Source organism: Comamonas sp. 17RB (genome assembly GCF_030056555.1).
In the GTDB taxonomy this organism is placed as follows: domain Bacteria; phylum Pseudomonadota; class Gammaproteobacteria; order Burkholderiales; family Burkholderiaceae_C; genus Comamonas; species Comamonas terrigena.
The window spans coordinates 116,529-141,992 of record NZ_JASHHY010000003.1; the positions used below are offsets into that span (position 1 = coordinate 116,529).

The following is a 25,464-nucleotide window of genomic DNA, read 5'->3' on the forward strand; positions in this document are numbered from 1 at the left end:
TGTGACCAATATCTGGGGAGCAACGCTAGCAGGTGGCTTCTGGCAACAACCAAGTACACACACTAGCGACCGGTCACTCTGCGCGAAGTAGAAAGCGCAAAAAGCACCTCCAAGACGGTGCCAAAGTGCGTTAATCAGCGCTGGTATTCTTGGCGCTCTTGTAGCTGATGCATTTGGAATACGAAGAGCAATGAGCGGAAAACAGCTATTTATTTCGCGCAGGGCAACAGGGCTGCTGGAGGACGGCTCCTCAACAACCCGACCCATCGAGGAATGGCGTCATTTAGACGCCTACGTGCTATTGGCTGACCCTGGTGCAGGCAAGAGCGAGTCATTCGTCGTCGAAGCAGCCGCAAGTGGCGGCGTCTTCCGCAGTGCAAGGGACTTTATTGCCCTGGGCATCGAGCCACAGGATGCAGGGAAGACCCTGTTCATTGACGCACTCGATGAGATCAGAGCAGGCGCCACTGACGGACGCACAGCACTTGACCAGATCCGAACAAAGCTAAAGGAACTCGGTCGACCGAGATTCAGGCTGTCGTGCCGCGAACACGACTGGCGTTCGCAGTCGGATGTGCGGGCCTTGAAGCTCGTAGCCCCAGGCGACGCTGTACTTGAACTGCACCTCGAACCCTTGTCTCGGGCCGAACAGGAAGCGATCTTAGGCTCCCGCCAGTCAGAAGTCTCCGACATTCAGAGCTTTCTGCGTCAGGCAGATGATCACGGTCTTTCTGCTCTATTCGGAAATCCTCTCCTGCTCGACTTGGCGATCCGTGCCGTGGCCTCGAACGGCGGCTGGCCAAACTCACGCAGCGCAATCTACAAGCTTGCGTGTAGCCAACTTGCTGAAGAGCAATCGGAGGCACATCGAGAGGCTCTACCGCCCGGCCCTGGTGACATCGATCGCCGACTGGATGACGCAGGCGTCCTATGCGCAATTCTTCTCCTCAGTGGGAAGACCGCCCTGACACGGGGAACCTGTGCGGACAGCAATACCTCTACATTCGCGTGGCAGGATCTGCCGTTCGCACTCGAACTTCATAATGCGAATGCAGCATTGGCCAGCAAGATCTTCGTAACGGTCGCGGGTGAATCAACGCCAAGACATCGGAGCATCGCGGAATACCTTGCCGCGAATTCGATTGCTCGGCGCCTTCGGAACGGCCTGCCACTAGGTAGGGTGCTGGCACTCATGCAGGGTGGTGACGGAATTACGGTGGAGCCGTTGCGTGGTCTGCATGGTTGGTTGACTGTCCACCATGCTGCCGATCGAGCACAACTGATCAAATTGGACCCGCTCGCGACCATATTGAACGGGGATGCATCTCACCTCACCGTTACTGACAAACGTACTCTCCTGGAAGCGCTGCGCGATGCCGCGCACAGCAATCCCTGGTTCCGCGACGGACAGTGGACGAGTTACCCGTTCGCGGCGTTGGCGACCCGTGAGATGGTCGATTCCTTGGCCCTGGTCCTGAGTGATCACTCGACCGCTGACGCCCACCAAGCGCTTGTGGAGTGTGTGCTCGATGCGTTGAGCCATGGCCAAGCACTGCCCGAGCTAAATAGTCACCTTGAGGCGTGGGTGATGGATACGAAAGCGCAGTTTCGGAATCGGATCGGAGCCCTCAACGCTTGGAAGCGTGCCATACCTTTCGACACAGCGCGCGCGCGCGATTGGCTAGACCGTCTTCATCGTGGCGAGACCTCCGATCATGACGCTAGGCTGGCGAGCGCTCTACTGTTCGAGCTCTATCCTGACCATGTGCGGCCGGACGAAGTATTGCAATACTGGCCCAGGCCTGAGTCAATGAGCGCTTCAGCAAGCTTGCCTTATTTTTGGTACGACGGTCTGATTAAGCAGACGCCTGCTGAGGAGTTACCACAGATCGCTGATGCATGGTTACACCTAAATCCCCAACCGCATCAACTGCATCGTGACTACGAGACACACAGGCTTGGTGGACACATTCTTTCACACGCGCTCGAACACGCGGGCAACTCGATCAGTGACGAGCGCCTGTTTGCCTGGCTAGGCATTGACGTTGACGAACACGGTTTCTCCATAAGGGACAAAGGGCCCATTGCTCAAATAGCAAAGTGGCTGACCGATCATCCTGACCGCATCAAGGCGGCCGTAGCGTTCGGATGGCGTCGTACTCCCGAAGAGGCCTGTTCGAAATTGCGTCGTTTCTGGGAGACAGAGAGTCGCATATACGGAGCACGGCTACCCGCGGATTGGCACTTCTGGCTCCTTGAGTTGGCGGCGTCGACGCAAGATGAAGAAGTGGTCAAGCATTGCTTCTGCTCGGCAGCAGCGTACGCAGTCGCCGACCCGTTGGATTTCATGCAGACACCCAGCATGGAGCACATCAATGACTGGGTTGACCGCTATTTCGACACCTGGCCGCAGGCGCAGGTCTGGTTGGCCCAGCAGTGGACATCCCCATTGGAAGGCAACTGGAGGGCCGAGAACCACCATCGTTCAAAACGCGGCGAACTCGAGCGTCAGACTCGTTGGCAGAAGCGTCGAGAAGACCTCATGCCACACATGAATGCGCTCATGGAGGGCAATCCTGCTCCGTGGCTCCTGGCAAGAATTACATACGCCTACAGTGGGCGCTACAGCGACATTGTGGGGGACTCGCCAGAGCAAAGAGTGCAAGAGTATCTGGCGTCTGACACTACTACCGCGATCTTGGCGATCGAATATATATCGCATGTCCTGAACCGCACCGATCTACCTGCTGCAGACGAAGTCTTTAGGTTAGACGCAGCGGGCCAATACCACTTTTTACGGCCAGCAGCGCTGCTTGCTGCCAAGATGGCCTACGAGCGCAACCCGCAAACTGTGGACACCTGGGATGACCCGCTACTGTCGACACTTGTCGCCTTCTGGCTCACTGATGGCACAGGCACCATGCCAGATTGGTACAAGCGCGTCGTGGAGATCAGACCCGACAAAGTCGGACCACTGTTCATTCGTTATGCGAAACGTAGACTCCGCCGCAAGGGACCGCTAATTGTGACGGGGCTTTGGGCACTGTCGAAGGAGATCGGGCATGCAAAGCTTTCGCGTTTGGCCCTACCGGAGTTGTTGACCACATTCCCGCAGCGGGCGAGTGAGCAGGCCAGACGGGAACTGAATACGTCGCTTCTCGGCGCGCTGCATCTTCTGGATGCAGAAGTCGCATCAGAGATCGTCAGCGGCAAGTTAAATAATCCATCGATCGACACGTCGCAACGCATTTCCTGGCTGGTGGCCAGCCTCGGCTGGAACAGCGATGCAATAGCACGATTGATCAAGATCGTCGGAAAGAGCGAGCAACGAGTCAAGCTGCTGGGTACGGCACTGCATGAGCAGGCCTCCTTGAAGCCAGCACTGAAGCATGCTGAACCCGCAGTGCTTTCCAAACTCGTAGAACTACTTGCTTTGATTACACCCTCGGAGTGCCAATCCTCTGGCTGGGTGACTCCAGCGAACGATCGGAGCGACACCATGAAGGCGCTGATCAGCACGCTGGCATGCGATGCTAGGCCTGCAGCGGCCGAAGAAATTCGCCGACTCATTGAACTGCCAACCCTTCTCAACTGGAGCAACTATCTTCGCTACCAGTTGCAGTCACAACAAGCTGTCGCGCGAGAGGCATATTACGCACATCCAAGTCCCGTGGCTGTGGCATTGACATTGCGAAACCTGTCGCCTGCTTGTAGCGCTGACCTTCAGGCACTCACAATTGATCACCTGCACGACATGGAGCGCCACCTTCGCGGCGCTGAAACGTTCGCGCTGAAGCAGTTCTGGAAATCCGTGGACGACCCAAGCATCCCGGACAAAGAAAACGACTGCCGCGACCTGCTTCTCGAAAGGTTGCAGCCGCGGCTCGCTCAGATTAACGTTACCGCAATCTCTGAGCGACGGGCTGCTAACGACAAGCGCGCCGATATCCGGATCGAGCATGCAGCAGCCGGGCAACTAATCGCGGTGCCAATTGAGGTGAAGAAGGACAACAACGAGTCTCTGTGGACGGCTTGGAAGTTCCAGTTGCAGGAGCTGTACTCGACTGATCCAGCCGCCGATGGCTACGGAATTTATCTAGTGCTGTGGTTCGGCGTTAAGACGCGGGCATCGCCCGAAGGTGATATGCCATTAGACGCTGCGGACCTCGAGCAGCTCCTGACTGCGCGAGTCCCGGTGCCGGACCGTGCAAGGCTGAAGATCGTCGTGATGGATCTCACGCTAAGACATCAAGGAGCGGTGCCAAATGGACTAGCACGATCTAGCAAGCCCAAGCTGTGACTTTCCAGTCTTGCACGCGCTGAGGTTTCGCGAGTCGGCCTGAACGCCATCGGCACTTCAAGTAATTTCCTCCACGCGGATGCCCGAAAAAACCTATCGCGCAGTCGGCGCTGCAGTGGGTGCCTGGGCAAACACGCCACATCGGCGCACCGGCATATACCTCCGCCGCCATCGCACACATCAGGATGTCCGCTTTCTGCCCCATGACACCAGATGCATGACCGGACAAGGCATTCCACGGGGATTTCGACAGGGCTTGCTGCGCCAGCGGGTCGATTCACTACGCCCGATCTGGCTCACACCGCTGCATTGCGCCGCTGTGCCCCCAGCCAGAGCACGGTCAGCCAGGACAGCAACGCCATGCTGGACAGCCAGGCCAGCTGTGCCACGCCGGAAAGCAGCGGCGCGCCCAGTTGATTGAAGCGCAGCGAGGCCTCAATTCCCGCCGTGCTGGGCGAGAGCCAGCGCAACCACTGCAGCGGCTCAGGCAAGGCCTCGGGCGGCCAGGTGAAGCCGCCCAGAAAAGCCAGTGGAATCGAAGTGAATAGAACCACCTGCAAAGCCCGCTCACGGTTCGCCAGCCACCAGCCCAGCAGGCAGCCACATCCCACCACCGCCGGCACAAAACAGGCCAGCAGCGCCAGAGCACCCCATGGGTTGCCGCCATGCGGGAAGTCCTGCCAGACAAAGATCCAGCCAAAATAGAAAAGCCCCGCCAGCCAGCCTGGCACGCACAGCGCCAGAAGCCGTGCGAGCCACTGGCGAGCGCCTACATGTGCTTGCGCCTGCTCCCGCCAGGTTCCTGCCAGCAGCGCACTGCCCATCAGCAGCGTCTGTTGGAGGATCAGCACGGCCACGGCTGCCACGACAAAGCTGCCATAGCCTTCCGTGGGATTGAAAAGCGCCACGGTCTGCAAGCTCACCGGCGAGCGGCCCACCGCCGCCTGTGACGCGCTTTGACCGCCAGCCTGCAAGCGCTTGATCTCGACACCGGCAGACACCGTGCCAAACGCCTCGGCAAAACCGTACTGCACCTGTTTGCTGACCAGCGGATAAGCGCCGTTGGCATAGACCGGCACCACCACATCCGTGCGGCGCAGCACATCGCGTTTGAGATCACGCGGCAGCAGTGCATAGCCCATGACATCGCCGCGCAGCACGGCCTCGCGGGCCTCGCCCTCATCGGAGGTCACCAGTTTCAGATCAATGCGTGGGCTGGCCTGGGCGAACCGCAGCATTTGCCGTGCAAGGCCGGAGTTGTCATGCACCACCAGAGCAACCGGCACCTGCTGCACCACCTGGGTGCTGTAGAACCAGGGGTAGAAAAAGCCATAGAGTATCGGCGCGCCCACCAGCAGCAAAAGCGCTCCCGTGTCGCGCAGCATGAGGACCATGCTGTCCAGCCACAACCGGGGGAAACCGACATCGGGATGGGGCATGACTCAGCGCCCTCCCCATTTCTCGGGCCTGCGCAGCCCGCGCGACAAACCCGCCGAGGCCAGTGCAAACAGCAGCAGCGCCGCCAGCAGCAAGCCTGCCACCACGGGCAGCGTCTGGACCACGGGCGCGCCCATCTGCCACTGCTCGACCTGCAGCCTTGCGTAATGGGTGTAGGGCATGGCCAGTGCCCAGCTGCGGGCACTGCCCGTCATCGCCAGCAAGGGAAATCCCATGCCACTGAAGGCGAACGCGGGCGCCGACAACAGGCCTGCCCCCGAAAGCGCCGTACGCAACGACAAGGTGATGGCCGCCAACGCCGCGCCACACGCCAGGCTCACCGCGATCAGTGCGGCAAGACCCACTGCAATCCAGGCCATGCTGCCAGCAACGGTCCAGCCTCTCAGCAGCGCCAGATACAGCAAAGCCGCCATGCCGCTGCCCCACAGCAGCACCGCAGGCGGCAACAGTTTTCCAAACAGCGCTGACGCCACCGATGCCACGCCTGCAGGCTGGCCATCCGGGCTCAGCCAGTCCCCCAGCGTACGGTCCCGCAACTCCCGCCCCACGGACCACGCGCCCGCCGTCATCGCCAGAATGTGGATGAGCGCAGGAATCAAGGCCGCCGCCAGAAACTGTTCGTAATTGGTGGACACATTGAACAGCGCCACCAGCTGGGTCTTGATCGGCTCCATCTGTACCTGTAGCACCTGGTGCGGCGTTCCACGCTTGGCCGCAGTCTGCATTTCCACCCCGGCCGACAGCGTGCCCACCACCTGCTTCAGGTCACGTTGCAGCAGGCTGGATGCCGTTGCCAACTGTGCGTTGTGCAGCAAGGTCACCGCGCCACCACGCCCCTGCTTGACATGGGTCTCCAGATCCGGGGGGATATGGACCACCCCGTAGACCTCCCTGCGCAGCAGCGCATCCGCGGCCTCCCCCCGGTTAAGTACAGTCTGGCGCACTTCCAGCCCGGGAGTGGCCTGCAGCATGCGCACCAGCTGGCGCGACAGCGCAGAGCTGTCTTCGCTCCAGACGGCAATGGGCAGGCGATATGGCTGGCCCGCCGAAAAAATCCAGCACATCAGCGCAAGCACCAGCAAGGGCACCCAGCTGACCATGGCCAAGTCCCAGGGACTCGCCCGCAGCCGGCCCCATTCACGGCGCAAGCTGGCGGTCAGCACACTCATGCACCCGCTCCGGCGGCCCCTTCGACGATCACGCTCATGCCTGGGCGCGCACCGTCGATCACCTGAACGGGCTTGGCTCTCACTTCAAAGGTACGCGCATCAAAACCCTGGCTGCCACGCGTGGTGCGCCAGGTGGCAAAGTCAGGCAGCACGCCGAGAAAGCTCACTTCGAACTCGGCCTGCCGGTTTCCCAGCGCCGGCAGCCGACCGGTAAAACGGCTTTTCATGGCAAAGCGCTGCAGCTGATCCTCCCGCACATGGAGCACCAGCCACTGATCGCTCAGGTCCACCACCGTCACCACCGCAACGCCCTGGGGCGAAAGCTCCCCCTGCTTGGCCAGCACATTCGCCACTTCTCCGCCCACCGGGCTGCGCAACTGGGTTTCAGCTTCAGCGGCCTTGGCTTCCGCGATGACGCCATCGACCTGGCGCACCTGCGCGGCCGCTGCGCTTTTGTCTTCCGCGCGCGCGCCGCTGGCCGCCATGTCGTATTGGGCCTTGGCCGCACGTGCCTGCGCATCCGAAGCACGCCAGTTCGTCAGCGCTTCGTCGCGCTTCTGGGCAGACACCAGGCCTTGGCTGAACAGGCTCTGCACCCGGTCGTACGAAGTCTTGGCCAGACTCGCCGCCGCCTGGGCACGCTCCCAGCCCAGGCGCGCCATCTGCACTTCCTCTGGACGTGCGCCGTTGCTGGCCTTGGTGGCAACGGCCTGGGCCGCATCACGCGCTGCCTGGGCCTGTGCCAGCTTGGCCTGCACCTCGGGGCTGTCCATTTCCACCAGCAGATCGCCAGGCTGGATACGCTGCCCCTCGGTCACATGCACCTTGGAGATACGCGCCGTGACTTTGGCCGCAATATCGGATTCACGCGCCTCCATCTGCCCCTGGAAGAATGGAGCAGCAGGCTGGGCAGACTGCCAGAACCCCCAGACGATGAAGATCAGCACCGCAGCCACGGCAAGCAGCGCCGCCACAGGCGGCCGCTTGGGCTTTCTGACCATGGGGCCGGGGCTTGCGGCAGAAGAGGCAGGTTCAGGTGTGTTCATGGTGTGTCTGCGGTGATCTGGATGTCGGCACGGGCCATGTAGCGGCTGAATTCGTCGCTCTGCCCCGTGCTCTCCAGCAGGGCGGCCAGAGCCTGCACATACTGGTTGGCCACCAAGGCGCGCTCCGTCTGCACCTTGGCAAGATTGAGCTGCGCATCAATCAGGTCGAGTGTGGTGCTGGTGCCCTCTTTCAGCCCCGCCTGGCGCAGGCGAAGCAGTTCACGCGCCAGATTTTCCTGGGCCTGTCCCGCCAGGTACTGGGTGCGCGACTGTTCCACGGCAAGCCAGTTCTTCTCGACCAGCAATCCGATGTCGGAGCGCACCTGGGCATCCATCAGCTCGGCCTGCTCCACCTTGCGCAGGCCTGCCGCCGAGAGCTTGTCGCGGTCTATGCTGTCCCACAGCGTCCAGCGCACCGCCACACCAGCGACCCAGCTGGGCTTGCCCGTGGTATTGACCTCGCGCAGGCCAAAGGCCAGAACCTGCGGCTTGCGCAGTGCCTCGGATGCATCGTGCAGCGAAGCGGCCTGACGCTGCTTGGCCGCGACTTGGCTGAGCCCTGGGTGATGGCTCAGCGCGGAATCCAGAAACTGCAGCAGCGGCGGCAAGGCTTCACTGCTGACAAACAACGGGGAACTGGGGCGCACCGCAGCGCCGGCGTGCACCGTCCGCGCCAGCGCACTGTGTGCCAGCCGGGCATCGTCATCGGCCTTGCGCGACTGCTGCTGGGCATCGGCCAGGGCGGCACTGGCTTGCAGGCGTTCGACCTGGGAAATGACGCCGGCCTTGAGCATGCGCTGGGCCGCGTCATCATGTGCCCGAACACCTTCCAGGGCGCGACGGCGCAAAGATGCATTCCGATCGGCCAGTTGCGCCGTGAAGTAACGCTGCACCAGCAGGGTCTGAAGCTGCGCACGACTGCTGGCCGCATCGGCAACCGCCTCGTCGGTCATGGCATCCAGTTCGCCACGTACGGCGTCGCCCAGTCCCCCTATATAGACAGGCCAGACGGCGGCCAGGCTGGCCGAGCCTACATTGTTCTTGCGCTGCAGATCGTAGTTGCTCGGCAGGCTGGGCAATTGCGCGACCGCGCCGCCCAGTTGGGGCGGCAGAAGCGAGATACCGTTACCAAGCGCACGCCGTGCGGGATCCAGATCCACATCGACATTGGCCGAATAGCGGTACGCCATGCCGGTGATGGAGACCGAAGGGCCGCCAAGCCCCTCCATGCCCTCCCGGCGCAGACGGGCACTGTCCACCGACTTGACCGAGGCAGCCAATTGCTCCGACCGTTCCAGGAACGCCGCCCTGGCCTGCTCAAAGCTCATCGCGTTGTGAACCGTCTGCGCCTGGGCTGGCAACGCTGCCATCACCAGCAGGCACAAGGTCAGGGGAAAGCGGCTGAATTTCATGGATGGCTAGATGATCTCTTGCATACAGGAAAGAAACAACAAGCTGCCCGGGTCCAGACCACTGCAAAGGCCTCTGCACCGAGAGCCTTCCCCCCAGGCTGCCCGCGCTGTCCAACCCGCTCTATGGGAGTTTCCATTATCCATGGGCAACCGGACGCACGGGCAATGCGGATTGCCATCAGGCCGCGCCCCCCATATCCCTCACCCGAGCCCAGGGCAGGCAGAGGTGCAGGCTATGGAGCACATTCCATCGGAGATGGATTGCGAGCATCTGCCGGCGCTGCACCCAGCCGGCAGAGTGCCCGCTGCACATTGCGATGGAGTGCAAGCCTGTGCCAGCGATCGCCGATCGCCGTCCAATCCACTGGTGGCAACCGGCTGCGTCGGCTGCATCCGTCCACCAGCAGTGCTCGCAGCGGTTTCTGCAGATGGTGGCGGCTGGCTGCAGGCTGGGCTGATTCCCTCCCGGTCCAGTGCCTGAGCAGCAGCAACAGCAACAGCAACAACAGCTGCTGCCAACACCAGCGTGGAACGTGGCCTGCCCTAAACCATCGCATTCCCCATCAGCATGGGCTGGTCGATGGCGCGTTTCGCGGCATACGGGCTCGCAAGGCCGTTTCTGCCACTGGGCGGGCAGCTTTTTCTCCCCCATCCCTTCAGCAGCCCACTCTTGACGCCCAGTTCAGGACGGCTGCTTGCCGACCGGATGGTCAAAGATCAGGCAGGTTGTGGTGGCATGCGCGTACAGCTTGCCATCGGGCCCCACGATGCGCCCTTCTGCGGTGGCAACCTGGCGGCCCACATGGATCACCTTGCCTTCTGCCCGCACCAGCGGCACACCATCGGTCAATGCGCGCACCATGTTCACCTTCAGCTCCAGGGTGGTGAAGGCTTTGCCTGCGGGCAGGCTGGCGTGAATGGCGCAGCCCACGGCAGAATCCAGCAAGGTGGCAAACCAGCCGCCATGCACCGTGCCCAGCGGGTTGTAGTGGCGGCGCTTGGGGCTGCCCTGAAACACCGCCTCCCCTGGCGCCACATGGATGGGTACAAAATCCAGTGTCAACCCTATGGGCGGCGGAGGCAGTTCCCCGGCAAAGATGGCGTCAAACACTTCCATGCCTGAGCGCTGGGCCACATCGCTGGGGGCCGCTGTCCCCACCTCACCCAGACGCGCGCGCACCGCAGCTTCCTCCACCTGCCAGCGTTCGATCACCTGCTCCATGGTCATGACTGTCTCCTTGGTTGCTTAAATTTGCAATTACAACTGTTGTATCTACAATATATCAAATGAAGAACGCCATCAAGCCCCAGGGATGCACCAACCTCAAGCTGCGCCAGCTCAGCCGCATCGTGACGCGCCACTACGACAGCTTTGTCGCCGACGTGGGCTTGAAGATCACGCAGTACTCGCTGCTGTCCCATGTGGTCAAACTCGGGCCCATACGTCCGGGAGATCTGGCCCGGCGCATGCAGATGGATGCCTCCACGCTGACGCGCAACCTCCAGCCGCTGGCGGCCCTGGGTCTGCTGACGGTGGGTGCCGGCGCGGACGCACGCAGCCGCCTGGTCAGCGCCACAGAAACCGGCGTTGCCAAGCAGGCCCAGGCACAGCAGGCCTGGAAGGCCGCCCAGCTGGCGCTGAACGAACAACTGGGCAGCGAACGCGTGGTGGCGCTGCATGCGCTGCTGGATTCGTGCATCGAACTGCTGGGTGACGATGAAACCTTGGACGTTGCTGCAGCCGCCTGACCGCAGACGGTAGCTACCCCGCCCGACAGGCGCTCAACGAGACTCCGAGGCGCTCACCGCCACAGGCCTTGTCTTAAATGGAGGCTTGGGTGCCCTTTGGGATGGCACAGCCAGCGTCCGCAGCAACCTGTCCCGGCACACCGACAGGATCTCGTCGGCCAAAGGCGAATCATCCGGGCAGGCCCGCGACAGCACCAGAGCCCCGACCGCGTGCGCCAGGGTGTCGATGGCATGGGCACGCACCTCGCCCACCTCACCCACTTCGCCCGCCGCGCCCGACCCGGTCTGCTTCTGCGCAGAAACCTCTTTCGCCAAGGCCTGCAGCAGGTGCTCAATGCCCTCGGCAAATGTTGCCCTGACGGCTCTGGGCTGGCGCGCCGCATCCGCACCCAGGGCGGCCATGGTGCAACCCGCCGCACGCGTGTCGCGGTGCGCACGTGACAGGTAGCTGCGCACAAAGGCCGGCCGGTCCATGCCCGCCGCCAGTGCCGCGGTCTGTGCCATGCCACAGGCCGCAGATTCGGCCATCAGGTCCGACTTGGAGCGGAACTGCTTGTAGAAGCCCCCATGGGTAAAGCCTGCGGCCGCCATCAGTTCGGCCACGCTCACGCCGTCGTAGCCGCGTTCGCGAAACAACGCAGACGCCGTCTGCACGACATGCGCCCGGTTGTCCTGTGCCTGTGCCTTGCTGGTTTTCATGGCTTTGCCCTAAGGTGTACACCTGCAGGAAATGCCTTGACTATACATAGATGATGACCATCATCAAAGTCTTGACAACTTAGATTATGCTCATCATCATTACAACTTCTTCACCCCTGGAGCGGATGCAACATGACTGAGAAATCGCTTTTCCAACCGTATGTTCTGGGCGATCTGGCGCTGGCCAACCGCATCGTGATGGCCCCGCTGACCCGCAACCGTGCAGGCGAAGGCCTGGTGCCCAGCCCGCTGGCGGCCACCTACTACGCCCAGCGCGCCTCGGCCGGCCTGATCATTGCGGAAGCCACCCAGGTCTCAGCCCAGGCACAGGGCTACCAGGACACCCCTGGTCTGTACACGCCCGCGCAGATTGCCGGCTGGCGTACCGTCACCGATGCGGTGCATGCCCGCGGCGGCAAGATCTTTGTGCAGCTGTGGCATGTGGGCCGCGTATCCCATGTGTCCGTGCAGCCCGCAGGTGCTGCGCCCGTGGCCCCCTCCGCCATCCGCGCCCAGACCAAGACCTTTGTGAACAACGGCTTTGCGGAGGTGTCCGAACCCCGCGCACTGGCCCTGGATGAAATCCCCGGCATTGTGGAAAGCTTCCGCCAGGCCGCCGCCAATGCCATGGCCGCAGGCTTTGACGGTGTGGAAGTGCATGGTGCCAACGGCTACCTGCTGGAGCAGTTCGTCAAGGACGGCGCCAACCACCGCACCGACGCCTATGGCGGCACCGTGGAAAACCGCGCCCGGCTGCTGCTGGAAGTGACGGCTGCCGTGGCCAAGGAAATCGGCCCCCGGCGCACCGGCGTGCGCATCTCGCCGGTCTCGCCGGCCAATGGCATCTCCATCAGCGACCCGCAGCCCCAGTACAACTACATCGTGGAGCAACTCAGCGCGCTGGGCATCGTCTATCTGCATGTGATCGAAGGCGCCACCGGCGGTCCGCGCGATGTCGCCCCGTTCGATTACGACGCTCTGCGCACACGCTTCAAGCACACCTACATGGCCAACAACGGCTACACCCGCGATCTGGCCGAAGCCCGGCTGCAGCAAGGCAAGCTGGACCTGGTCGCCTTCGGCCATGACTACATTGCCAACCCGGATCTGGTGGAGCGCCTGCAGTCTGGCACGCCCCTGGCCCCGATGCACATGGCCACACTCTACGGCGGTGGCGCGGCAGGCTACACCGACTACCCCGCGCGCACTGCCACGGCCACGGTCTGATCCCAGGCCCAGCTAGTACGCCGATGCACACGGCAGGAACCAGCCCCCGGTTCCTGCCCGCGACGACCCTCCCCCACCACCGCAAAGCTCGCAGGAGCCCCCTTCGCTACAGCGCCCTCCGCCGTGGCGCGGAGGGGTGTTGCCTGCACCACCGCACGGCTTCACCGCCAGCAGACCGTCTGATCGCCCAAGCACCGGATCGCCGGTCTGTTCTTTGTCCTTCCCAACCTACTTAGGTATCCCACTATGACTTCCCTGCCTACCGTCCTGATCACCGGCGCATCCTCCGGCATCGGCGCCACCTACGCTGAACGCTTTGCCCGCCGCGGCCATCCCCTGGTGCTGGTGGCCCGCGACCAGGCCCGCATGGACCTGCTGGCCGCCCGCCTGCGCGCAGAAGCCCAGGTCGCGGTCGATGTGCTGCCCGCCGACCTCACCCAGCAAGCCGACCTGACCAGGGTGGAAGCACGCCTGCGCGACGATGCCTCCATCGGCATCCTGGTCAACAACGCGGGCATGGGACAGCCCGGCTCCTTCGTCCAGCAGAACGCCGACAGCATCGACCGCCTGGTGATGCTCAACACCACCGTGCCAACCCGGCTGGCGGCCGCCGTCGCCCCCCGTTTTGCGCAAGCGGGCCAAGGCGCCATCGTCAACATCGGATCGGTCGTGGGCTTCGCGCCGGAGCTGGGCATGACCATCTACGGCGCCACCAAGGCCTTTGTGCTGTTCCTGTCCCAGGGGCTGCATGTGGAACTGGGCGCCAAGGGCGTCTACGTGCAGGCGGTGCTGCCAGCCGCCACCCGCACGGAAATCTGGAGCCGCTCCGGCATCGACATCAACTCCCTGCCGGAAGTGATGGAAGTCGGCGAACTGGTGGACGCTGCACTGGTGGGCTTTGACCGCAAGGAACTGGTGACGATTCCGCCCCTGCATGTCGCCCAGCGCTGGGATGGGCTGAACCAGGCGCGCCAGGGCCTGATGTCCGACATCCGCCAGGCGCATGCCGCCGAGCGCTACCAACCACAGGCCTGATCCGGCCCCACGCACCTCCCCGCCCGTCGCGGCGGGTTTAGCATGGCAATGCGCGGGGGCAGCGCACGGGAATGGATGCGCGCAACTTGCCTTGCTTGCTGCGCCCAGGCCGCAGCACAAGGCGGCACAGGAAAGCCCGATGGACGCCTGCATGCGGCAGCAAGTCTGACCTGGCCTGCCGCTGCCATTCCCCCGAAACCTGCCCCTGCGTTGCAGCAGCCATCCGCCCCATTAGTCAGTTGTCGTTCTCCGCACATATAATTAGCCACCTTATTATTTATAGGCTAACCATGCAGCTAGAGCAGAAGTACCTGGCACTCATCGACGAAGCGCAAAGACGCAAGCTGCTGGATGTGGATGGCATCCAACTGTGCTTCCAGGTGCTGTCGCTGTCGGCCCATATCGACCGGGACTGTGCAACCCTGCTCGCCCCCCACGGCCTGTCCGAAGGGCGGTTTGTGCTGCTGTTCCTGCTGGACGCAGCGCCTGATGGGCTTGCACCCAACGTGCTGGCCGAACGCGCCGGGGTCACCCGTGCCACCGTGACCGGCCTGCTGGATGGGCTGGAGCGCGAGCAACTGATTGCACGCCACGCCAATGCCAAGGACCGCCGCGCGCTGTGCATCCGGCTGACGCCCAAAGGCAAGCAGCTGGCCAGCACCGTCATTGCCCAGCATGGCCAATGGATCGCCAGCCTGTTTGGCCACCTGTCCACCACCGAACGCCAGCAGCTGACCAACTTGCTGGGCAAGGTGGCGGGCCGTCTGGCGAGCACCGCACCATGAGCCAGACCATCCGCACCGGCGCGACACGCGCGGCCGACATTCCACGGGATGTACTGCATGCGCTCTCACACGGGGAGTTGCAAAGCGCCACCCTGGCGGAATGCCTGGCCATCGATCAGGCCGTACTGGCACGGGCCGTCTTTCCAGGCCTTGCGCCCTCAGCACTGCACGCCATTGATGCCGCCTGCCAACTGAGTGTGCTCAAGCGCATGGCCCGTATCGGGGCGGTCCTGCTGGAGGCGCTGGGCACAGAAGGGCTGGCCCAATGCCAAGCACACCGTGCGGACATGGTGCGCGGCTGGGCGTGCTTCATGGTCGGTGCCCAGCCCGGCCTGGACGCTGAGACTCGGCTGGCCGCCATCCGCCCACTGGCAGATGACGCGCATTTTGGGGTGCGTGAATGGGCCTGGATGGCCGTGCGGCCGCATCTGGTGGCAGAGCTACCAGCGGCCCTGGCCCATCTGATGCCATGGACACAGGCCCCATCGGAGCGCATCCGGCGTTTTGCATGCGAGCTGCTGCGCCCCCGCGGCGTGTGGAGCACCCACATCGCCGCGCTCAAGAAGTCCCCCGAACAGGCGCTGCCGTTGCTGTCAGCGCTGCGTGCCGACCCTTCTGCCTATGTGCAGGACTCGGTCGCCAACTGGCTCAACGATGCAGCCAAGGACCAACCCGACTGGGTGCGCGCCACATGCGCCCAATGGCTGGAACACGCCCCCACCGGCGCCACACACCGCATCTGCCAGCGCGCCCTGCGCAATCTCCGTTGAACCAGACCGATAGCAAGGAAGCACCATGTCCCATTACCTCGTGGAACTCTACACCCCCAACGCCGCCTGGCACGCGCTCTCCGCCACGCAGCGCCAGCAGTTTCTGGGCCACATCGGCAGCGCCCTGGCCCAGCTGTCCAGCCTGGGGGTCGAAGTCCTCTCGCTGGCAGAAACCGATCCCGGCATTGACCACGGCAGCGCACACCGTTTTCTCGGAATCTGGCGCTTCCCCACCCAGGCCGCGCGGGACGCCTTGCTGGCCGGCATCCAGGCCAGCGGCTGGTACGGCTACTTCGATCATGTGAATGCCGCCAGCAGCACAGGCACTGCGGACAGCCACCTGGCCGCCTTGGCGGCGGCGTGATACGACGGCAGCGGGCGCCATGGTGGCCTGTCAAAAAAACATGCACGGCCAGCAATAGCGCGCTATCCGGCAGCATCGACCCATTGCTGCCGTTTGAACGTCGCCTGTCTATGACTGCCTTGCAGCGGTTGCAACCGATCAGGCTCCTAACATGAATGTCTGCTCTATCTCTAGGTGCAGCCATTTCGCGAGCTGATGAAGTGATTGTTCGAGGTCTGAAACTATCAAGGAAAAGTTGGTCGATTCAAAGGCTTCTGTGATGGCGTTGAGTTGTCCATAATCAACGCACTGCGCTCACGCGCATACCTGTCTTCCTGAAAAGCATGAGCACTGAATCCGGCCTCTTTCGTCAAGCCTCCCATCAGCGCGCCTTGCGCCGCTCCCACGCTATCAGCGCGAGAGTGACCAACCCAGCGCCCAGGCTGATGTGTCCGCACCAAGCCACCAGCCCCAGCGACCAGCCTTGGGTATGGATGGCAATGGTCAGCGAGGCGACGAGCGCACCCCAGCCGCCCACGCGCAACGCGCGGGTCGGCCTGGCGGCCAGTTCGCGGCCGAACAAGTCCTGCTGATGCCGCGCCATCGCCAGCGCCAGCAGCGCGAAGGCGATGAGTGCCATCAGCGCGGTCATGGGATGGCTCATCGCTGTACCTCCCGCAGAGCCGGCGTAGCGGCCACTGGCACGCTGACCTGCTTTCGCGCAGGCTTCAACTTGGGCTTGTGGCGCTGGGTGCGCAGCGCCAGCGCAGCATGCAGCGCGGCTAGTACCCACAGCGTCAGTTCGAAGCCGACAAATACCCAATCACCCTTGGTAGCGCTGCCCCACAAGGGCCGGTCCGTCACTGCCCAGCTCAATACCGGAAGCAACGCTAGCAACCCTGCGCCCGCCCACAGCAGTTCCACCCAAGCCAGTTTAGCGGGACGCACCAGCGCCCAGCACAGCGTCAGGGCCCAGACGATGAAGAACACGTGGATCTCCCACTCGGCCCGATTGGCCATGCTAAGTGGCAGCAGGCGGTTGCCCCACAGATAGGCCGCCATTGCGATGGACAGCCCGGCGATCGAAGCGATGTTCAGCCGCTCGACCAGCCGGAAGCCTAAGTACGGCCTATTCGGATCGGGAAGTTTGGATCGACGCTTGACGGTCCACAGCACGAGCCCTGTACCCACCATCGCCGTGCCCGTCAGGCTGACCAGAAAGTATAGCCAGCGCACTACGATGTCCGCAAAGCGCCCCAAGTGCAGCGCATATAACACCCCACGCGTTTCGGCTGCCGCGCCCACCTTGTCCTTGGTCTGTAGCAGCTTGCCGTTAACGCCGTCGAACAACATGTACTGTGGGCTAACCGAGGTACGCTCGAAATCGCCGCGCAGCACGGCCACCCGCGCGGTTGCGTCACCGGGATTGTTGACGATCACCCGCCCGATATTGTGGCGACCCCAGCGTTCTTGCGCCTGGTGCACCATCCCTGCGACCGAGACCAGTGGTGCCCGCTGCCCGCTGGGTTTTCCGGGTTCCATGCGCGTGCTCATCTCAGCCGTCAATGCTTGGCGCTCAAGCGGGGTTTTGAAGGTTGCATTGCTACCCCAAGGCATATACAGCAGCATTAATGTCACCAGCCCGCTATAGGTGATCATCAGGTGAAACGGCAGCCCGAAGACGGACAGCACGGTGTGCGCATCAAGCCAGCTTCGCTGCCCCTTGCCCCAGCGGAAGGTGAAGAAGTCGATGAATATCTTTTTGTGTGTGATGACGCCCGAGACAATAGCAATCAGCATGAACATGGCGCAGAACCCTGCGATCCAGCGACCCCACAGGGGCTTCATGTAATGGAACTGGAAGTGGAAGTTGTAGAAGAAATTACCGCCGCGTGTGTCGCGCGCATTGAACTTCAGACCGGTGGCCGGATCGAGCACGGCACTTCGTAAACCCGCACGGCCCTGGATCTTCGTGTCGCGCCAGGATGCATTCACCACGTTGTTACGCTTGTCGGGCAGGCCGATCTCCCAGGTGGGGCTCTCAGGGTGCTGAACGGCGAGTGTGACCGCGATGCGCTGAGCCACCTCGGCCGCATCGGGTACCTGATGCTGCGCGGGCAATTCGGGGCGCATCCACTGTGATACCTCATCCCGGAAGTAGGCCACCGTGCCGGTCAGGAACATAGCGTAGAGCACCCAGCCGACCAGCAAGCCCGTCCAGATGTGCAGGTCTGACATGGTCTGGCGGATACCTGGGGCCTTTTTTGGCAGGTTCGCGGGGCCGCTCATGCAGCACCTCCTTTCCACACCGTCCAGGCCAACAGCCCCAGCGGTACGGTGGCCACCAACAGCCCTACCCAAGCGCGCGTGGCCGAACGCACTGCGAAGACCCAGACGACGGCAAGGGTGTAGGCGACAAAGCTAAGCAGCAGGCCAGTAAAGACGGCCTCGGTGCGTGCCATCGGCAGGGCCAGAGCCGCGACGCTGGTCAGCGCGGCCAGCGCATAGCCGCCGAACATGGCGGCCACGATGCGTGAAATGATTGGCCCAGCGCCAAACACCTGGCGCGCCTTGACGAGCATGGCACTCACTTGTGCGGCTCCGCGGGCGGGCTAAGGCGTGGCCGCTCTGCCCGCAAACGAGGTGGCAAAGATGACGGCCAAGCGAGCGAAGACGGCCTAATATCAGTAGTCATAACGCACTCGCACCGCGAAGCTGCGCGGCGCGCCATAGTAGGCACCGCGGAAGAAGGTGTTGGTCGGGATGGTCTGGTAGTAGTTCTTGTCGGTGGCGTTGCGCACGTTGAACTGCACGCTCCAGTGTGCATCGTGGCGGTAGTTGGCATGTAGGTTGATCGTGCTGTAGCTGCCTTGCTGGACACGGTACGTGCTGGTCTCGTAGTACACGCCGCTTTGCAGCTGCACATTGCCGCCCACGCGCCAGCGGCCGCCCGGCAACCGGTAGTCGGTAGAGAGCTTGAGCAAACGGCGCGGGATCTGTGTGTTGTAGTCCTTGCCGGTGTTGGGACCTTGCACGTATTCCGGGTCCGAGTAGGTAAAACCGGCAGCCAGATTCCATTGGGGCGTAAGGGCACCGGAGGCTTCCAGCTCGAAGCCCCGATTGCGGACCTTGGCACCTTCCGTGTAGCAGGTGTAGGTACCCGGTCCACCGCAGGTTGATGCCACACTCAGCGCCACTGGCAAGTTGAGCTGGTCCGTCTGGAAGACTGCCATGGATGTGTTGAGACGGTTGTCCTGCCAGCTGCTCTTGACTCCGGCCTCATAGTTCTTGCCGGTCACAGGGTCCAGCAAGCCGTTGGGGCCGTAGGAGGTTTGCAGGGCGTAGATGCTGGTGTAGCTGGCGTAGACGGTATGTTGCGGGCTCAGGTCGTACACCACGCCGGCATAGGGGACGAACTGGCGGCCCGAGTCGTAGCGGGTATAGAGCGTGGGGCTGCTGGTGGCGTAGTCGGCCCAGCTCAGGCGGCCGCCGAGGATCACGCTGAGGTCGTCGCGCGGGCGCAGCCGGGTGGCGGCGAACAGACCGCTTTCGTTGCGCTGGTAAGCGTAGTTGGACGCAGAGGCGTAGTTGATGGTGGGCTGTGCCAGCGACCAGAAGTCGAAATCGAGGATGTTGACCGTGTTGCTGCTGGTGGCGGAATAGAAAGGATAGGTCAGGTCATCCTTGCGGCGGGTGGCACCCAGGATCAGGTCATGGCTTCTTCCGAACAGGTTGAAGGGGCCGCTGGCCTTGAGGTTGAACGACCATTGCTTGTCGGTGTAGAGCGTGTTGGAGGTAGCCAACCGGTAGGTGTCTCCCGAAACGCGGGTCGAGATGGAGGCCAGATAGTCGGCCTCCGAACGCATCAGATTGGCTGCAGCGGTGACCTTCCAGCCGTTGCCGAAATTGTGCGTGATGTCGCCGAACAAGCTGTAGTTGTCCCGGTTCAGATGGGCCCAGGGGCCTGCCAGCGAGGTGGAGCGGGGCAGGTCGTAGAAAGAGCCGTCTGCCTTGATTGGCAAGCCACCCCAGTCGTAGCCCTTGTGGTTGTCTCTCTGCGCCATGGCACCCAGGCTGACGGTGGTGGAGGCGCTGATGTCGGCTTCGAGGATGCCGTAGAAAAGCTTGTTGTCTGTACCCGCGCCAGTGCGAAAGCTGTTGGCGTTGTTTCCGTAGAGCACGGCGCGCCCGCGCAGGGTTCCGGCCTTGTTGAGTGGGCCGGAAACGTCGACCTGCCCGGTGTAGTCGGCCCAAGAGCCGACACCAGCCTCCGCGCTGAACTGGAATTCACGGGTGGGGCGTTTGCGCACCAGGTTGAGCGTGGCCGAGGGATTGCCAGAACCTTGCAGCAGGCCGTTGGCACCCCGCACGACTTCCACCCGGTCGTAGATGGCCATGTTGTTGAGCGAGAGCACGTCGGTCGAGAAGCTTTCGGCCACGCTGGAGGGCATGCCGTCGAGCTGCAGGTCGGTGACGGTCGAGCCGCGTGAGTAGAAGTAGGAGCGTTCGGTGCCAAGCTTGCTATAGCTCAGGCCGGTGGCGACGTCGGCCACGTCATCAAGGGAGCGCATGCCCTGGTCCTGCATTTGCTGCTGCGTGATCACGCTGACCGACTGCGGTGTTTCACGCAGGCTCAGGGGCAGGCCCGTGGCCGTGCTGCTAGGGCCGGTCTGAGTGTAGGAACCTGTGCCTTCGGTGGTTCCACTGTGCTCGGCTTGCCCTGTGACGGTGACAGTGCCCAGCGTCACAGCATCCTCTGCCGTGCCCGCGCGTTTGATAACAATCGCGTTCCCGTCTTGAACGCCCACGAGACCACTGCTGCCCAACAGACGATCTAAAGCCTGCCGCGGTGTCAAAGTACCGGTGACAGCTGGAGAGGTTTTCCCGCTCACCAATGACGGTTGGACAATGAGTTGCAAGTGCGCTTGCAAAGCCCAGTCACTCAAGGCTTGCGCCAATGGTTTGGCAGCAATATTGAATTGCAGCGGAGCCGCGGAAGGGGCAGGCGCTACGCCTTGAGCATGGAGTGAAGATCCAGCCAATGCCAATGCGGCGGCCAAGGCGAGCGGCGCGGGCCGCAGGGGAAAGCGAGACATCAATGTCCTCCGAAATAAAAACGAATGGTTCTTATTTAAGAAGACGGAGCGTCTGCCAGATACCCTAGTTCGGTGGCAAAAAAATTTGCCGAAAAAGTGATATGCGCTCGGTGTGGCTCAGCGCATGACGATTTCCCAAGAGCCTTGTCCGACCACTTTCAGCCGCACAGGTAGCGATGCAGGCAACACTCTCTGGAAGGTGGATAGATCCGCCGGATCAAAAACACCGGTGATCTGCAGGGCTGCCACAGCCGGGTCGCGGATGAGCAGTGGCACGTCCACATAGCGCCCAAGCTCGGCCAGAGCAGCATCAAGCCTTTGGCTATCGAAGCGCACCCGTTGATTCCGCCAAGGTGCGACTTCAGCGGCCGTAATGGAATGCACAGCGCTCAAGACTCCATCGCGATCACTTGTGACTTGCTGGCTCGCAGAGAGCAGCGCAAGATGGTTGTCAGCCCCCACTTGTGCGACGCGTACCTTGCCTTCCTCAACGGCAACATGCACGCCTGCGTCGCTCGGCAAGCTGGGGGTATAGCGCACGGCAAAACGCGTACCCACCACCGTTACGCGTACAGGTCCTGCCAACACATCGAACGGCATCGTCGGATTGGGACTCACCTCGAACATCGCTTGACCTTCGAGCAAGGTCACTTCGCGTCGATCGCGGTAGTAGGCAACGTTGAGCCGCGTGGCAGCATCAAGACGCAGACGGCTGCCGTCAGGCATCGTCGCCTCCAATTGCTGACCGCGCTTGGAGGCCAAGGACTGAACGAAGGTGGGCTGGGCCTGCCAGTGCTTCCAGGCTAGGCCACCCGTACCTGTGACGACAGCGGCTGCGGCCGCTATGCTCAAGGCTGGCATCAGAACTCTGCGGCGCGTTGGCCCGGTTGCGGCGATAGTTTCAGCATTGGATTCAACCCCGGTACGTGGCGGGTTCACTTGGCCTGCACGGGCGGCTTCGCGCGCAGCGCCGCTGGCAGCTTCCATGGCCTGGTCATATGCGAGGTTACGTTGCAGAAGCTCCTTCATGTCCTGTGGGACGGCATCGAAAGATTGCCACTGAGCTTGCCAATGATCAAATGCATCTTGGTGAGAAGGTGCGGCATGGAGCCATGCCTGGAAGACCAGCTCCTCTTGCGCGCCAAGCCCTTGATCCCGTCGCCGGACGAACCAATCCAAGGCTTGTTCCCGAACAGGAATGCCGTTGGAGGTGGGGGGCGGGGATGAGGTCATGGGACTTTGTTTCTTATTTAGGTAGACGTGCCACGGGTCAAATACCCTAGCTTGTCTGCCGGACGCAATTTTTGCTTAGTCATGCTTGGAGCGATTCAGCTTCTTGCGCGCTCCAGCTGTTGCGTCCATGCTCCCTCGGTCTTGTGCACGGACGCGCTCGCAGGCATCAAGCGCGTGCTTGATGTGTTGTTCAACCGCCTTGACGGAAATGCCCATGCGTTCTGCCACCTGCGGGTAGGTCATGCCCTCAAAGCGGTTGAGCATGAAAGCCTCTCTGCAGCGCAGAGGCAGTCCGTCGATAGCCGTTACCAAACTTAGTATGCCTTGCTGCGAGGAAAGTGCCGCCTCGGGCTCAAGCCCTATCGGACCTTCAACTTCGACAGGTTCCTCATCGGTAGAGGGCACTTCAACGCCATCGCGGACAAGTTTGTGCCGTTGATGGTCGATAGCCAGATTGCGGGCTGTCTGATAGAGAAGTGCCCGCTCGTTGTTGATGGCCGTACCTGAGGCTTGCGCCGCATAGATGCGCGCGTAGGCTTCCTGTGTCAAATCGGCCGCGATAGAGCGGTCCGCAACCTTGCGGGATAGGAAGTTCAGCAGATCACGGTAATAGCGCTCGAGCACAACTCAACCAATGCAATAAGGATGGGATCCCTTTTGGCAATTTGGCGTTGAGATGTAGCGATGGCTGAACCTGTGCGCGTCTTCAATTGGGAATCCTTCTCATTATCAGCGATACAACATCCCTGACTGCGCTATGGATGTGTCGGCTGCACCACATCTACGATATGGATGACCACGCAGACGTTCGATACTCCAAGACGTCGAAGCACTGTGCGGCACTCTTGCATAACCCACGCTTGAGACGAATTTCTCAAACCATCAGGGAGGAGTTTTACAGCTTCCAGTTGTTGGTTCGAAAACGTTTCTTGGGGTTGGCTGGCTCTTGCATCAGGCCTACAGCGCGCAGGCTCGGTGTTTAATCAATACTGCCCATAGAAAGCTGAATCAACAGCATTTCCAAGACCAGGCAAAGCCTCAAGGCTATGCATGCCCGCTATGACGCAGTTAGCAGCCATTGGTGCGACAAAGTTAAATGACTCTTACCAGCCTGGACCCGCCCTTCGCAGCCACGCGCGGGACGGCAGCTTCTGGCCGAAGCCAGTCCTTCGCACTCGTTCGCTCGCGCCTCGAAACAGTCATGACCTTGCTTGCCCTACGCAGCCCGCTTCCAGCCTGTCCGCTTTCACACGGGATCACTCGCTACATCAACGAGGCGGTATCCGCCCCATGCATGCCCGCCTGGACAGAGCGTCTGCATGGTACGCCCTGTGTCCTCCACCGCTACACCACCGCCGCACTGAATGGCTCGGGCCGCCGCACAAGCAGATGGGACAGGCGTTGCAGGCCTGCCTTCAGGCGTGCACGGTCCTTGATGCTGCCCAAAGAGATCCGGATGGCATTTACGGACCCGCTGCCGGTGGCAAATGCCTCCGCCGGGGTGACGGCGATGCCCTCGCTGCCGGCTGCACGCGCAAGCTGGGAAGAGCTCCAATACCCCGGCAACTCCAGCCAGACATGCAGACCGTCTCCGGCGCCGCTGTACCGCCCCGCCAGAATATCCCTGGCCATCCGGTGGCGCAGGCGCGCCTCCTTGCGCACGCCTTCCATCAGTCCATCAGCCGAGCCGTCCAGAATCCACTGCGTGGCCAGTGCGGCCGTCAGCGGTGCGACCATCAGCGCAAAGGAGCGCAGCGCCACCAGAAAACGCTCCCGTTCGTGCGGGTCACAGATGAGCACAAAGGCCACGCGCAGGCCAGGCGTCAGGCACTTCGACAGGGTGGAGATGTAGTACACCTGCTCCGGGGCCCAGGTCGCAATCGGCGGCGGCGGGGCATCGGCCAGCAGCCAGTAGGGATCGTCCTCGACGATGCGTACACGGCAGCGCCGGGCAATGCTGGCGATCTCCTGGCGCCGGCGTTCGCCCATGGTGATGGCGGTCGGGTTTTGCAAGGTCGGGTTGAGGTAGACCAACCCGGGCTGGTGCTGGCGGCACGCCTGCTCCAGCTTCTCGGGCAGCATCCCGTGCCGGTCCGCGTCCACCGCAATGATGCGCCGGCCAAACTGGGTGGCTGCGGCACGCAGGCCGGGATAGCTGACGGGCTCGGCCAGGATCACATCTCCAGGCTCCGTCAGCGCAAGAATCAATGCGGCGATGGCCGCCTGTGCCCCCGGGCAGACCACCACCTGCTCAGCATCCAGCGCTCCAAACATCGGCGCCAGCCAGTGGGCACCGGCCTTGCGGTCGGAGTCGCTGCCCCCGCCCAGGTGGTAGGTCATTAGCAATTCCGCATCGGCCCGCATCAATACCTGGGACAGACCTTGTTTCAGCAAGTCGTCAAAATCCACTCCCTCCGGCGGAGGCGGGGTATTCATGCTCAAATCGAGGACCGAGGTCAATTCGACCTTCGGCGCCGCCACGTACGTGCCGCGCGCGCCGCGGCCTTCCAGCAAGTGGCGGCGTCGGGCTTCGTCGTAGGCGCGCGTGACAGTCGTCAGGTCGACGTCCAGCAGCGCCGCCAGGTGGCGCTGAGGAGGCAGGCGGTCACCCGGCTGCAGCGATCCGTCTGCCACCGCCGCCTGCAAGGCATCAGCGATCTGCAAAAAACGTGGTCCGCCCTGCCTGGTCAATCGCGGCAACCAGAGGGGCGCATTGTCGTCTTGCATGGTTTTCAGCGGCGGCGTCTGCGCCCGATGTATGGAAATTGCTTTTAAGTAGTATGCCCCTGAACGTGCAGCGACCTCCATTCTTGTATGGATGTCGCTGGCGTTTTTGCCTCTATCTCCCTGGAGGCAATTCAAGTTACAGGCTGGAAATTTTCAAATGACCGATTGGACCCCCATAGTCTTCGTCACGTTCAAGGTGCTCATCTTCGGCACCTGCATGTTCTTCGCCATCAAGTGGCACTACGACCAGGGCAAGAAAGGGGGCAACAAGACGGACCGGCGCACGCTGCTGCGTACATGCGCCAAGTTGGCGGCCCTCTTCATGCTGGCGGTGCTGACGGTGCTGTTCCTTACCTTCACCCTGGCCAGCAAGCTGGGCATGGACTTGAACCTTCCTTGAAGACACAGCGCGGTG

21 protein-coding genes and 1 pseudogene are annotated in these 25,464 nt (G+C 62.3%); 8 read left to right on the forward strand and 14 right to left on the reverse strand.

The window, feature by feature from the left end:
* Positions 1 to 190: 190 nt before the first annotated feature.
* On the forward strand, positions 191 to 4,300 hold the full coding sequence (locus QM470_RS06800) for an NACHT domain-containing protein (protein WP_283338673.1): 4,110 nt from the start codon (positions 191 to 193) through the stop codon (positions 4,298 to 4,300).
* Between the two features lie 296 nt (positions 4,301 to 4,596).
* On the opposite strand, the gene QM470_RS06805 is transcribed toward QM470_RS06800, so the two are convergent.
* The 5 genes from QM470_RS06805 to QM470_RS06825 form a co-directional block, all read right to left on the reverse strand.
* Positions 4,597 to 5,694, reverse strand: coding sequence for an ABC transporter permease (locus QM470_RS06805; RefSeq protein ID WP_502846818.1), 1,098 nt, complete (start codon positions 5,692 to 5,694; stop codon positions 4,597 to 4,599).
* 48 nt (positions 5,695 to 5,742) lie between these two features.
* Positions 5,743 to 6,927, reverse strand: coding sequence for an ABC transporter permease (locus tag QM470_RS06810; protein ID WP_283338675.1), 1,185 nt, complete (start codon positions 6,925 to 6,927; stop codon positions 5,743 to 5,745).
* The gene (locus QM470_RS06815; protein ID WP_283338676.1) at positions 6,924 to 7,973 is read right to left on the reverse strand and encodes an HlyD family secretion protein; all 1,050 of its coding nucleotides are present in this window, start codon (positions 7,971 to 7,973) and stop codon (positions 6,924 to 6,926) included. The genes QM470_RS06810 and QM470_RS06815 overlap by 4 nt, the downstream gene beginning before the upstream one ends.
* Complete coding sequence (locus QM470_RS06820; protein WP_283338677.1) at positions 7,970 to 9,385, reverse strand: TolC family protein; 1,416 nt, start codon at positions 9,383 to 9,385, stop codon at positions 7,970 to 7,972. The genes QM470_RS06815 and QM470_RS06820 overlap by 4 nt, the downstream gene beginning before the upstream one ends.
* A gap of 682 nt (positions 9,386 to 10,067) precedes the next feature.
* Positions 10,068 to 10,613 carry a PaaI family thioesterase gene (locus tag QM470_RS06825; RefSeq protein ID WP_066535177.1) on the reverse strand — a complete coding sequence of 182 codons (546 nt, stop codon included), beginning with the start codon at positions 10,611 to 10,613 and terminating at the stop codon, positions 10,068 to 10,070.
* A 59-nt stretch (positions 10,614 to 10,672) separates the two neighbouring features.
* On the opposite strand from QM470_RS06825, the gene QM470_RS06830 reads away from it, so the two are divergent.
* Positions 10,673 to 11,134, forward strand: coding sequence for a MarR family winged helix-turn-helix transcriptional regulator (locus tag QM470_RS06830; RefSeq protein WP_283338678.1), 462 nt, complete (start codon positions 10,673 to 10,675; stop codon positions 11,132 to 11,134).
* Between the two features lie 33 nt (positions 11,135 to 11,167).
* Here the strand turns inward: QM470_RS06830 and QM470_RS06835 are convergent, their stop codons facing one another.
* The gene (locus tag QM470_RS06835; RefSeq protein ID WP_283338679.1) at positions 11,168 to 11,833 is read right to left on the reverse strand and encodes a TetR/AcrR family transcriptional regulator; all 666 of its coding nucleotides are present in this window, start codon (positions 11,831 to 11,833) and stop codon (positions 11,168 to 11,170) included.
* A 132-nt stretch (positions 11,834 to 11,965) separates the two neighbouring features.
* Between QM470_RS06835 and QM470_RS06840 the strand changes: the two genes are divergently transcribed.
* The 5 genes from QM470_RS06840 to QM470_RS06860 all read left to right on the forward strand — a co-directional run bounded on the left by QM470_RS06840 (position 11,966) and on the right by QM470_RS06860 (position 16,014).
* The gene (locus QM470_RS06840) at positions 11,966 to 13,060 is read left to right on the forward strand and encodes an alkene reductase (protein WP_283338680.1); all 1,095 of its coding nucleotides are present in this window, start codon (positions 11,966 to 11,968) and stop codon (positions 13,058 to 13,060) included.
* A gap of 246 nt (positions 13,061 to 13,306) precedes the next feature.
* Entirely contained in the window at positions 13,307 to 14,095 is a 789-nt protein-coding gene (locus QM470_RS06845) for an SDR family NAD(P)-dependent oxidoreductase (protein ID WP_283338682.1), read from the forward strand.
* 290 nt (positions 14,096 to 14,385) lie between these two features.
* The gene (locus QM470_RS06850; protein ID WP_283338683.1) at positions 14,386 to 14,880 is read left to right on the forward strand and encodes a MarR family winged helix-turn-helix transcriptional regulator; all 495 of its coding nucleotides are present in this window, start codon (positions 14,386 to 14,388) and stop codon (positions 14,878 to 14,880) included.
* Complete coding sequence (locus QM470_RS06855) at positions 14,877 to 15,650, forward strand: DNA alkylation repair protein (protein WP_283338684.1); 774 nt, start codon at positions 14,877 to 14,879, stop codon at positions 15,648 to 15,650. The genes QM470_RS06850 and QM470_RS06855 overlap by 4 nt, the downstream gene beginning before the upstream one ends.
* A gap of 25 nt (positions 15,651 to 15,675) precedes the next feature.
* Positions 15,676 to 16,014, forward strand: a complete 339-nt coding sequence (locus QM470_RS06860) for a DUF6616 family protein (protein ID WP_283338685.1) — start codon at positions 15,676 to 15,678, stop codon at positions 16,012 to 16,014.
* A 361-nt stretch (positions 16,015 to 16,375) separates the two neighbouring features.
* On the opposite strand, the gene QM470_RS06865 is transcribed toward QM470_RS06860, so the two are convergent.
* The 8 genes and pseudogenes from QM470_RS06865 to QM470_RS06895 all read right to left on the reverse strand — a co-directional run bounded on the left by QM470_RS06865 (position 16,376) and on the right by QM470_RS06895 (position 25,049).
* Positions 16,376 to 16,657: a DUF3325 domain-containing protein gene (locus tag QM470_RS06865; protein ID WP_283338686.1), complete on the reverse strand. Its 282-nt coding sequence runs from the start codon at positions 16,655 to 16,657 to the stop codon at positions 16,376 to 16,378.
* Complete coding sequence (locus tag QM470_RS06870) at positions 16,654 to 18,282, reverse strand: PepSY-associated TM helix domain-containing protein (RefSeq protein WP_283338687.1); 1,629 nt, start codon at positions 18,280 to 18,282, stop codon at positions 16,654 to 16,656. The genes QM470_RS06865 and QM470_RS06870 overlap by 4 nt, the downstream gene beginning before the upstream one ends.
* On the reverse strand, positions 18,279 to 18,575 hold the full coding sequence (locus QM470_RS06875) for a DUF3649 domain-containing protein (RefSeq protein ID WP_283338688.1): 297 nt from the start codon (positions 18,573 to 18,575) through the stop codon (positions 18,279 to 18,281). Before QM470_RS06875 ends, QM470_RS06870 begins: the two co-directional genes overlap by 4 nt.
* A gap of 102 nt (positions 18,576 to 18,677) precedes the next feature.
* Positions 18,678 to 20,741, reverse strand: a complete 2,064-nt coding sequence (locus QM470_RS06880) for a TonB-dependent siderophore receptor (protein WP_283338689.1) — start codon at positions 20,739 to 20,741, stop codon at positions 18,678 to 18,680.
* A 33-nt stretch (positions 20,742 to 20,774) separates the two neighbouring features.
* Positions 20,775 to 21,089, reverse strand: a pseudogene (locus QM470_RS21445) (STN domain-containing protein); the annotation flags it as partial.
* Positions 21,090 to 21,206: 117 nt separating this feature from the next.
* A complete protein-coding gene (locus QM470_RS06885) occupies positions 21,207 to 22,322 on the reverse strand; it encodes a FecR family protein (RefSeq protein ID WP_283338690.1) in 1,116 nt (371 codons plus the stop codon).
* Between the two features lie 75 nt (positions 22,323 to 22,397).
* Positions 22,398 to 22,946 (reverse strand): RNA polymerase sigma factor, encoded by a 549-nt coding sequence (locus QM470_RS06890; protein ID WP_283338691.1) that lies wholly within the window; start codon positions 22,944 to 22,946, stop codon positions 22,398 to 22,400.
* 720 nt (positions 22,947 to 23,666) lie between these two features.
* Positions 23,667 to 25,049, reverse strand: coding sequence for an aminotransferase-like domain-containing protein (locus QM470_RS06895; RefSeq protein WP_283338692.1), 1,383 nt, complete (start codon positions 25,047 to 25,049; stop codon positions 23,667 to 23,669).
* A 157-nt stretch (positions 25,050 to 25,206) separates the two neighbouring features.
* Between QM470_RS06895 and QM470_RS06900 the strand changes: the two genes are divergently transcribed.
* Positions 25,207 to 25,449, forward strand: coding sequence for a hypothetical protein (locus QM470_RS06900; RefSeq protein WP_283338693.1), 243 nt, complete (start codon positions 25,207 to 25,209; stop codon positions 25,447 to 25,449).
* Positions 25,450 to 25,464: the final 15 nt, after the last annotated feature.

Excerpts from the sequence above, each read along its gene's own strand:
- QM470_RS06845 (WP_283338682.1), top strand. The coding sequence starts at position 13,307 with ATGACTTCCCTGCCTACCGTCCTGATCACCGGCGCATCCTCCGGCATC.
- QM470_RS06875 (WP_283338688.1), bottom strand. The coding sequence starts at position 18,575 with ATGCTCGTCAAGGCGCGCCAGGTGTTTGGCGCTGGGCCAATCATTTCA.
- QM470_RS06825 (WP_066535177.1), bottom strand. The coding sequence starts at position 10,613 with ATGACCATGGAGCAGGTGATCGAACGCTGGCAGGTGGAGGAAGCTGCG.
- QM470_RS06885 (WP_283338690.1), bottom strand. The coding sequence starts at position 22,322 with ATGACCTCATCCCCGCCCCCCACCTCCAACGGCATTCCTGTTCGGGAA.
- QM470_RS06850 (WP_283338683.1), top strand. The coding sequence starts at position 14,386 with ATGCAGCTAGAGCAGAAGTACCTGGCACTCATCGACGAAGCGCAAAGA.
- QM470_RS06895 (WP_283338692.1), bottom strand. The coding sequence starts at position 25,049 with ATGCAAGACGACAATGCGCCCCTCTGGTTGCCGCGATTGACCAGGCAG.
- QM470_RS06840 (WP_283338680.1), top strand. The coding sequence starts at position 11,966 with ATGACTGAGAAATCGCTTTTCCAACCGTATGTTCTGGGCGATCTGGCG.
- QM470_RS06900 (WP_283338693.1), top strand. The coding sequence starts at position 25,207 with ATGACCGATTGGACCCCCATAGTCTTCGTCACGTTCAAGGTGCTCATC.
- QM470_RS06870 (WP_283338687.1), bottom strand. The coding sequence starts at position 18,282 with ATGAGCGGCCCCGCGAACCTGCCAAAAAAGGCCCCAGGTATCCGCCAG.
- QM470_RS06810 (WP_283338675.1), bottom strand. The coding sequence starts at position 6,927 with ATGAGTGTGCTGACCGCCAGCTTGCGCCGTGAATGGGGCCGGCTGCGG.
- QM470_RS06805 (WP_502846818.1), bottom strand. The coding sequence starts at position 5,694 with ATGGTCCTCATGCTGCGCGACACGGGAGCGCTTTTGCTGCTGGTGGGC.
- QM470_RS06835 (WP_283338679.1), bottom strand. The coding sequence starts at position 11,833 with ATGAAAACCAGCAAGGCACAGGCACAGGACAACCGGGCGCATGTCGTG.
- QM470_RS06865 (WP_283338686.1), bottom strand. The coding sequence starts at position 16,657 with ATGAGCCATCCCATGACCGCGCTGATGGCACTCATCGCCTTCGCGCTG.
- QM470_RS06855 (WP_283338684.1), top strand. The coding sequence starts at position 14,877 with ATGAGCCAGACCATCCGCACCGGCGCGACACGCGCGGCCGACATTCCA.
- QM470_RS06830 (WP_283338678.1), top strand. The coding sequence starts at position 10,673 with ATGAAGAACGCCATCAAGCCCCAGGGATGCACCAACCTCAAGCTGCGC.
- QM470_RS06815 (WP_283338676.1), bottom strand. The coding sequence starts at position 7,973 with ATGAACACACCTGAACCTGCCTCTTCTGCCGCAAGCCCCGGCCCCATG.
- QM470_RS06860 (WP_283338685.1), top strand. The coding sequence starts at position 15,676 with ATGTCCCATTACCTCGTGGAACTCTACACCCCCAACGCCGCCTGGCAC.
- QM470_RS06820 (WP_283338677.1), bottom strand. The coding sequence starts at position 9,385 with ATGAAATTCAGCCGCTTTCCCCTGACCTTGTGCCTGCTGGTGATGGCA.
- QM470_RS06800 (WP_283338673.1), top strand. The coding sequence starts at position 191 with ATGAGCGGAAAACAGCTATTTATTTCGCGCAGGGCAACAGGGCTGCTG.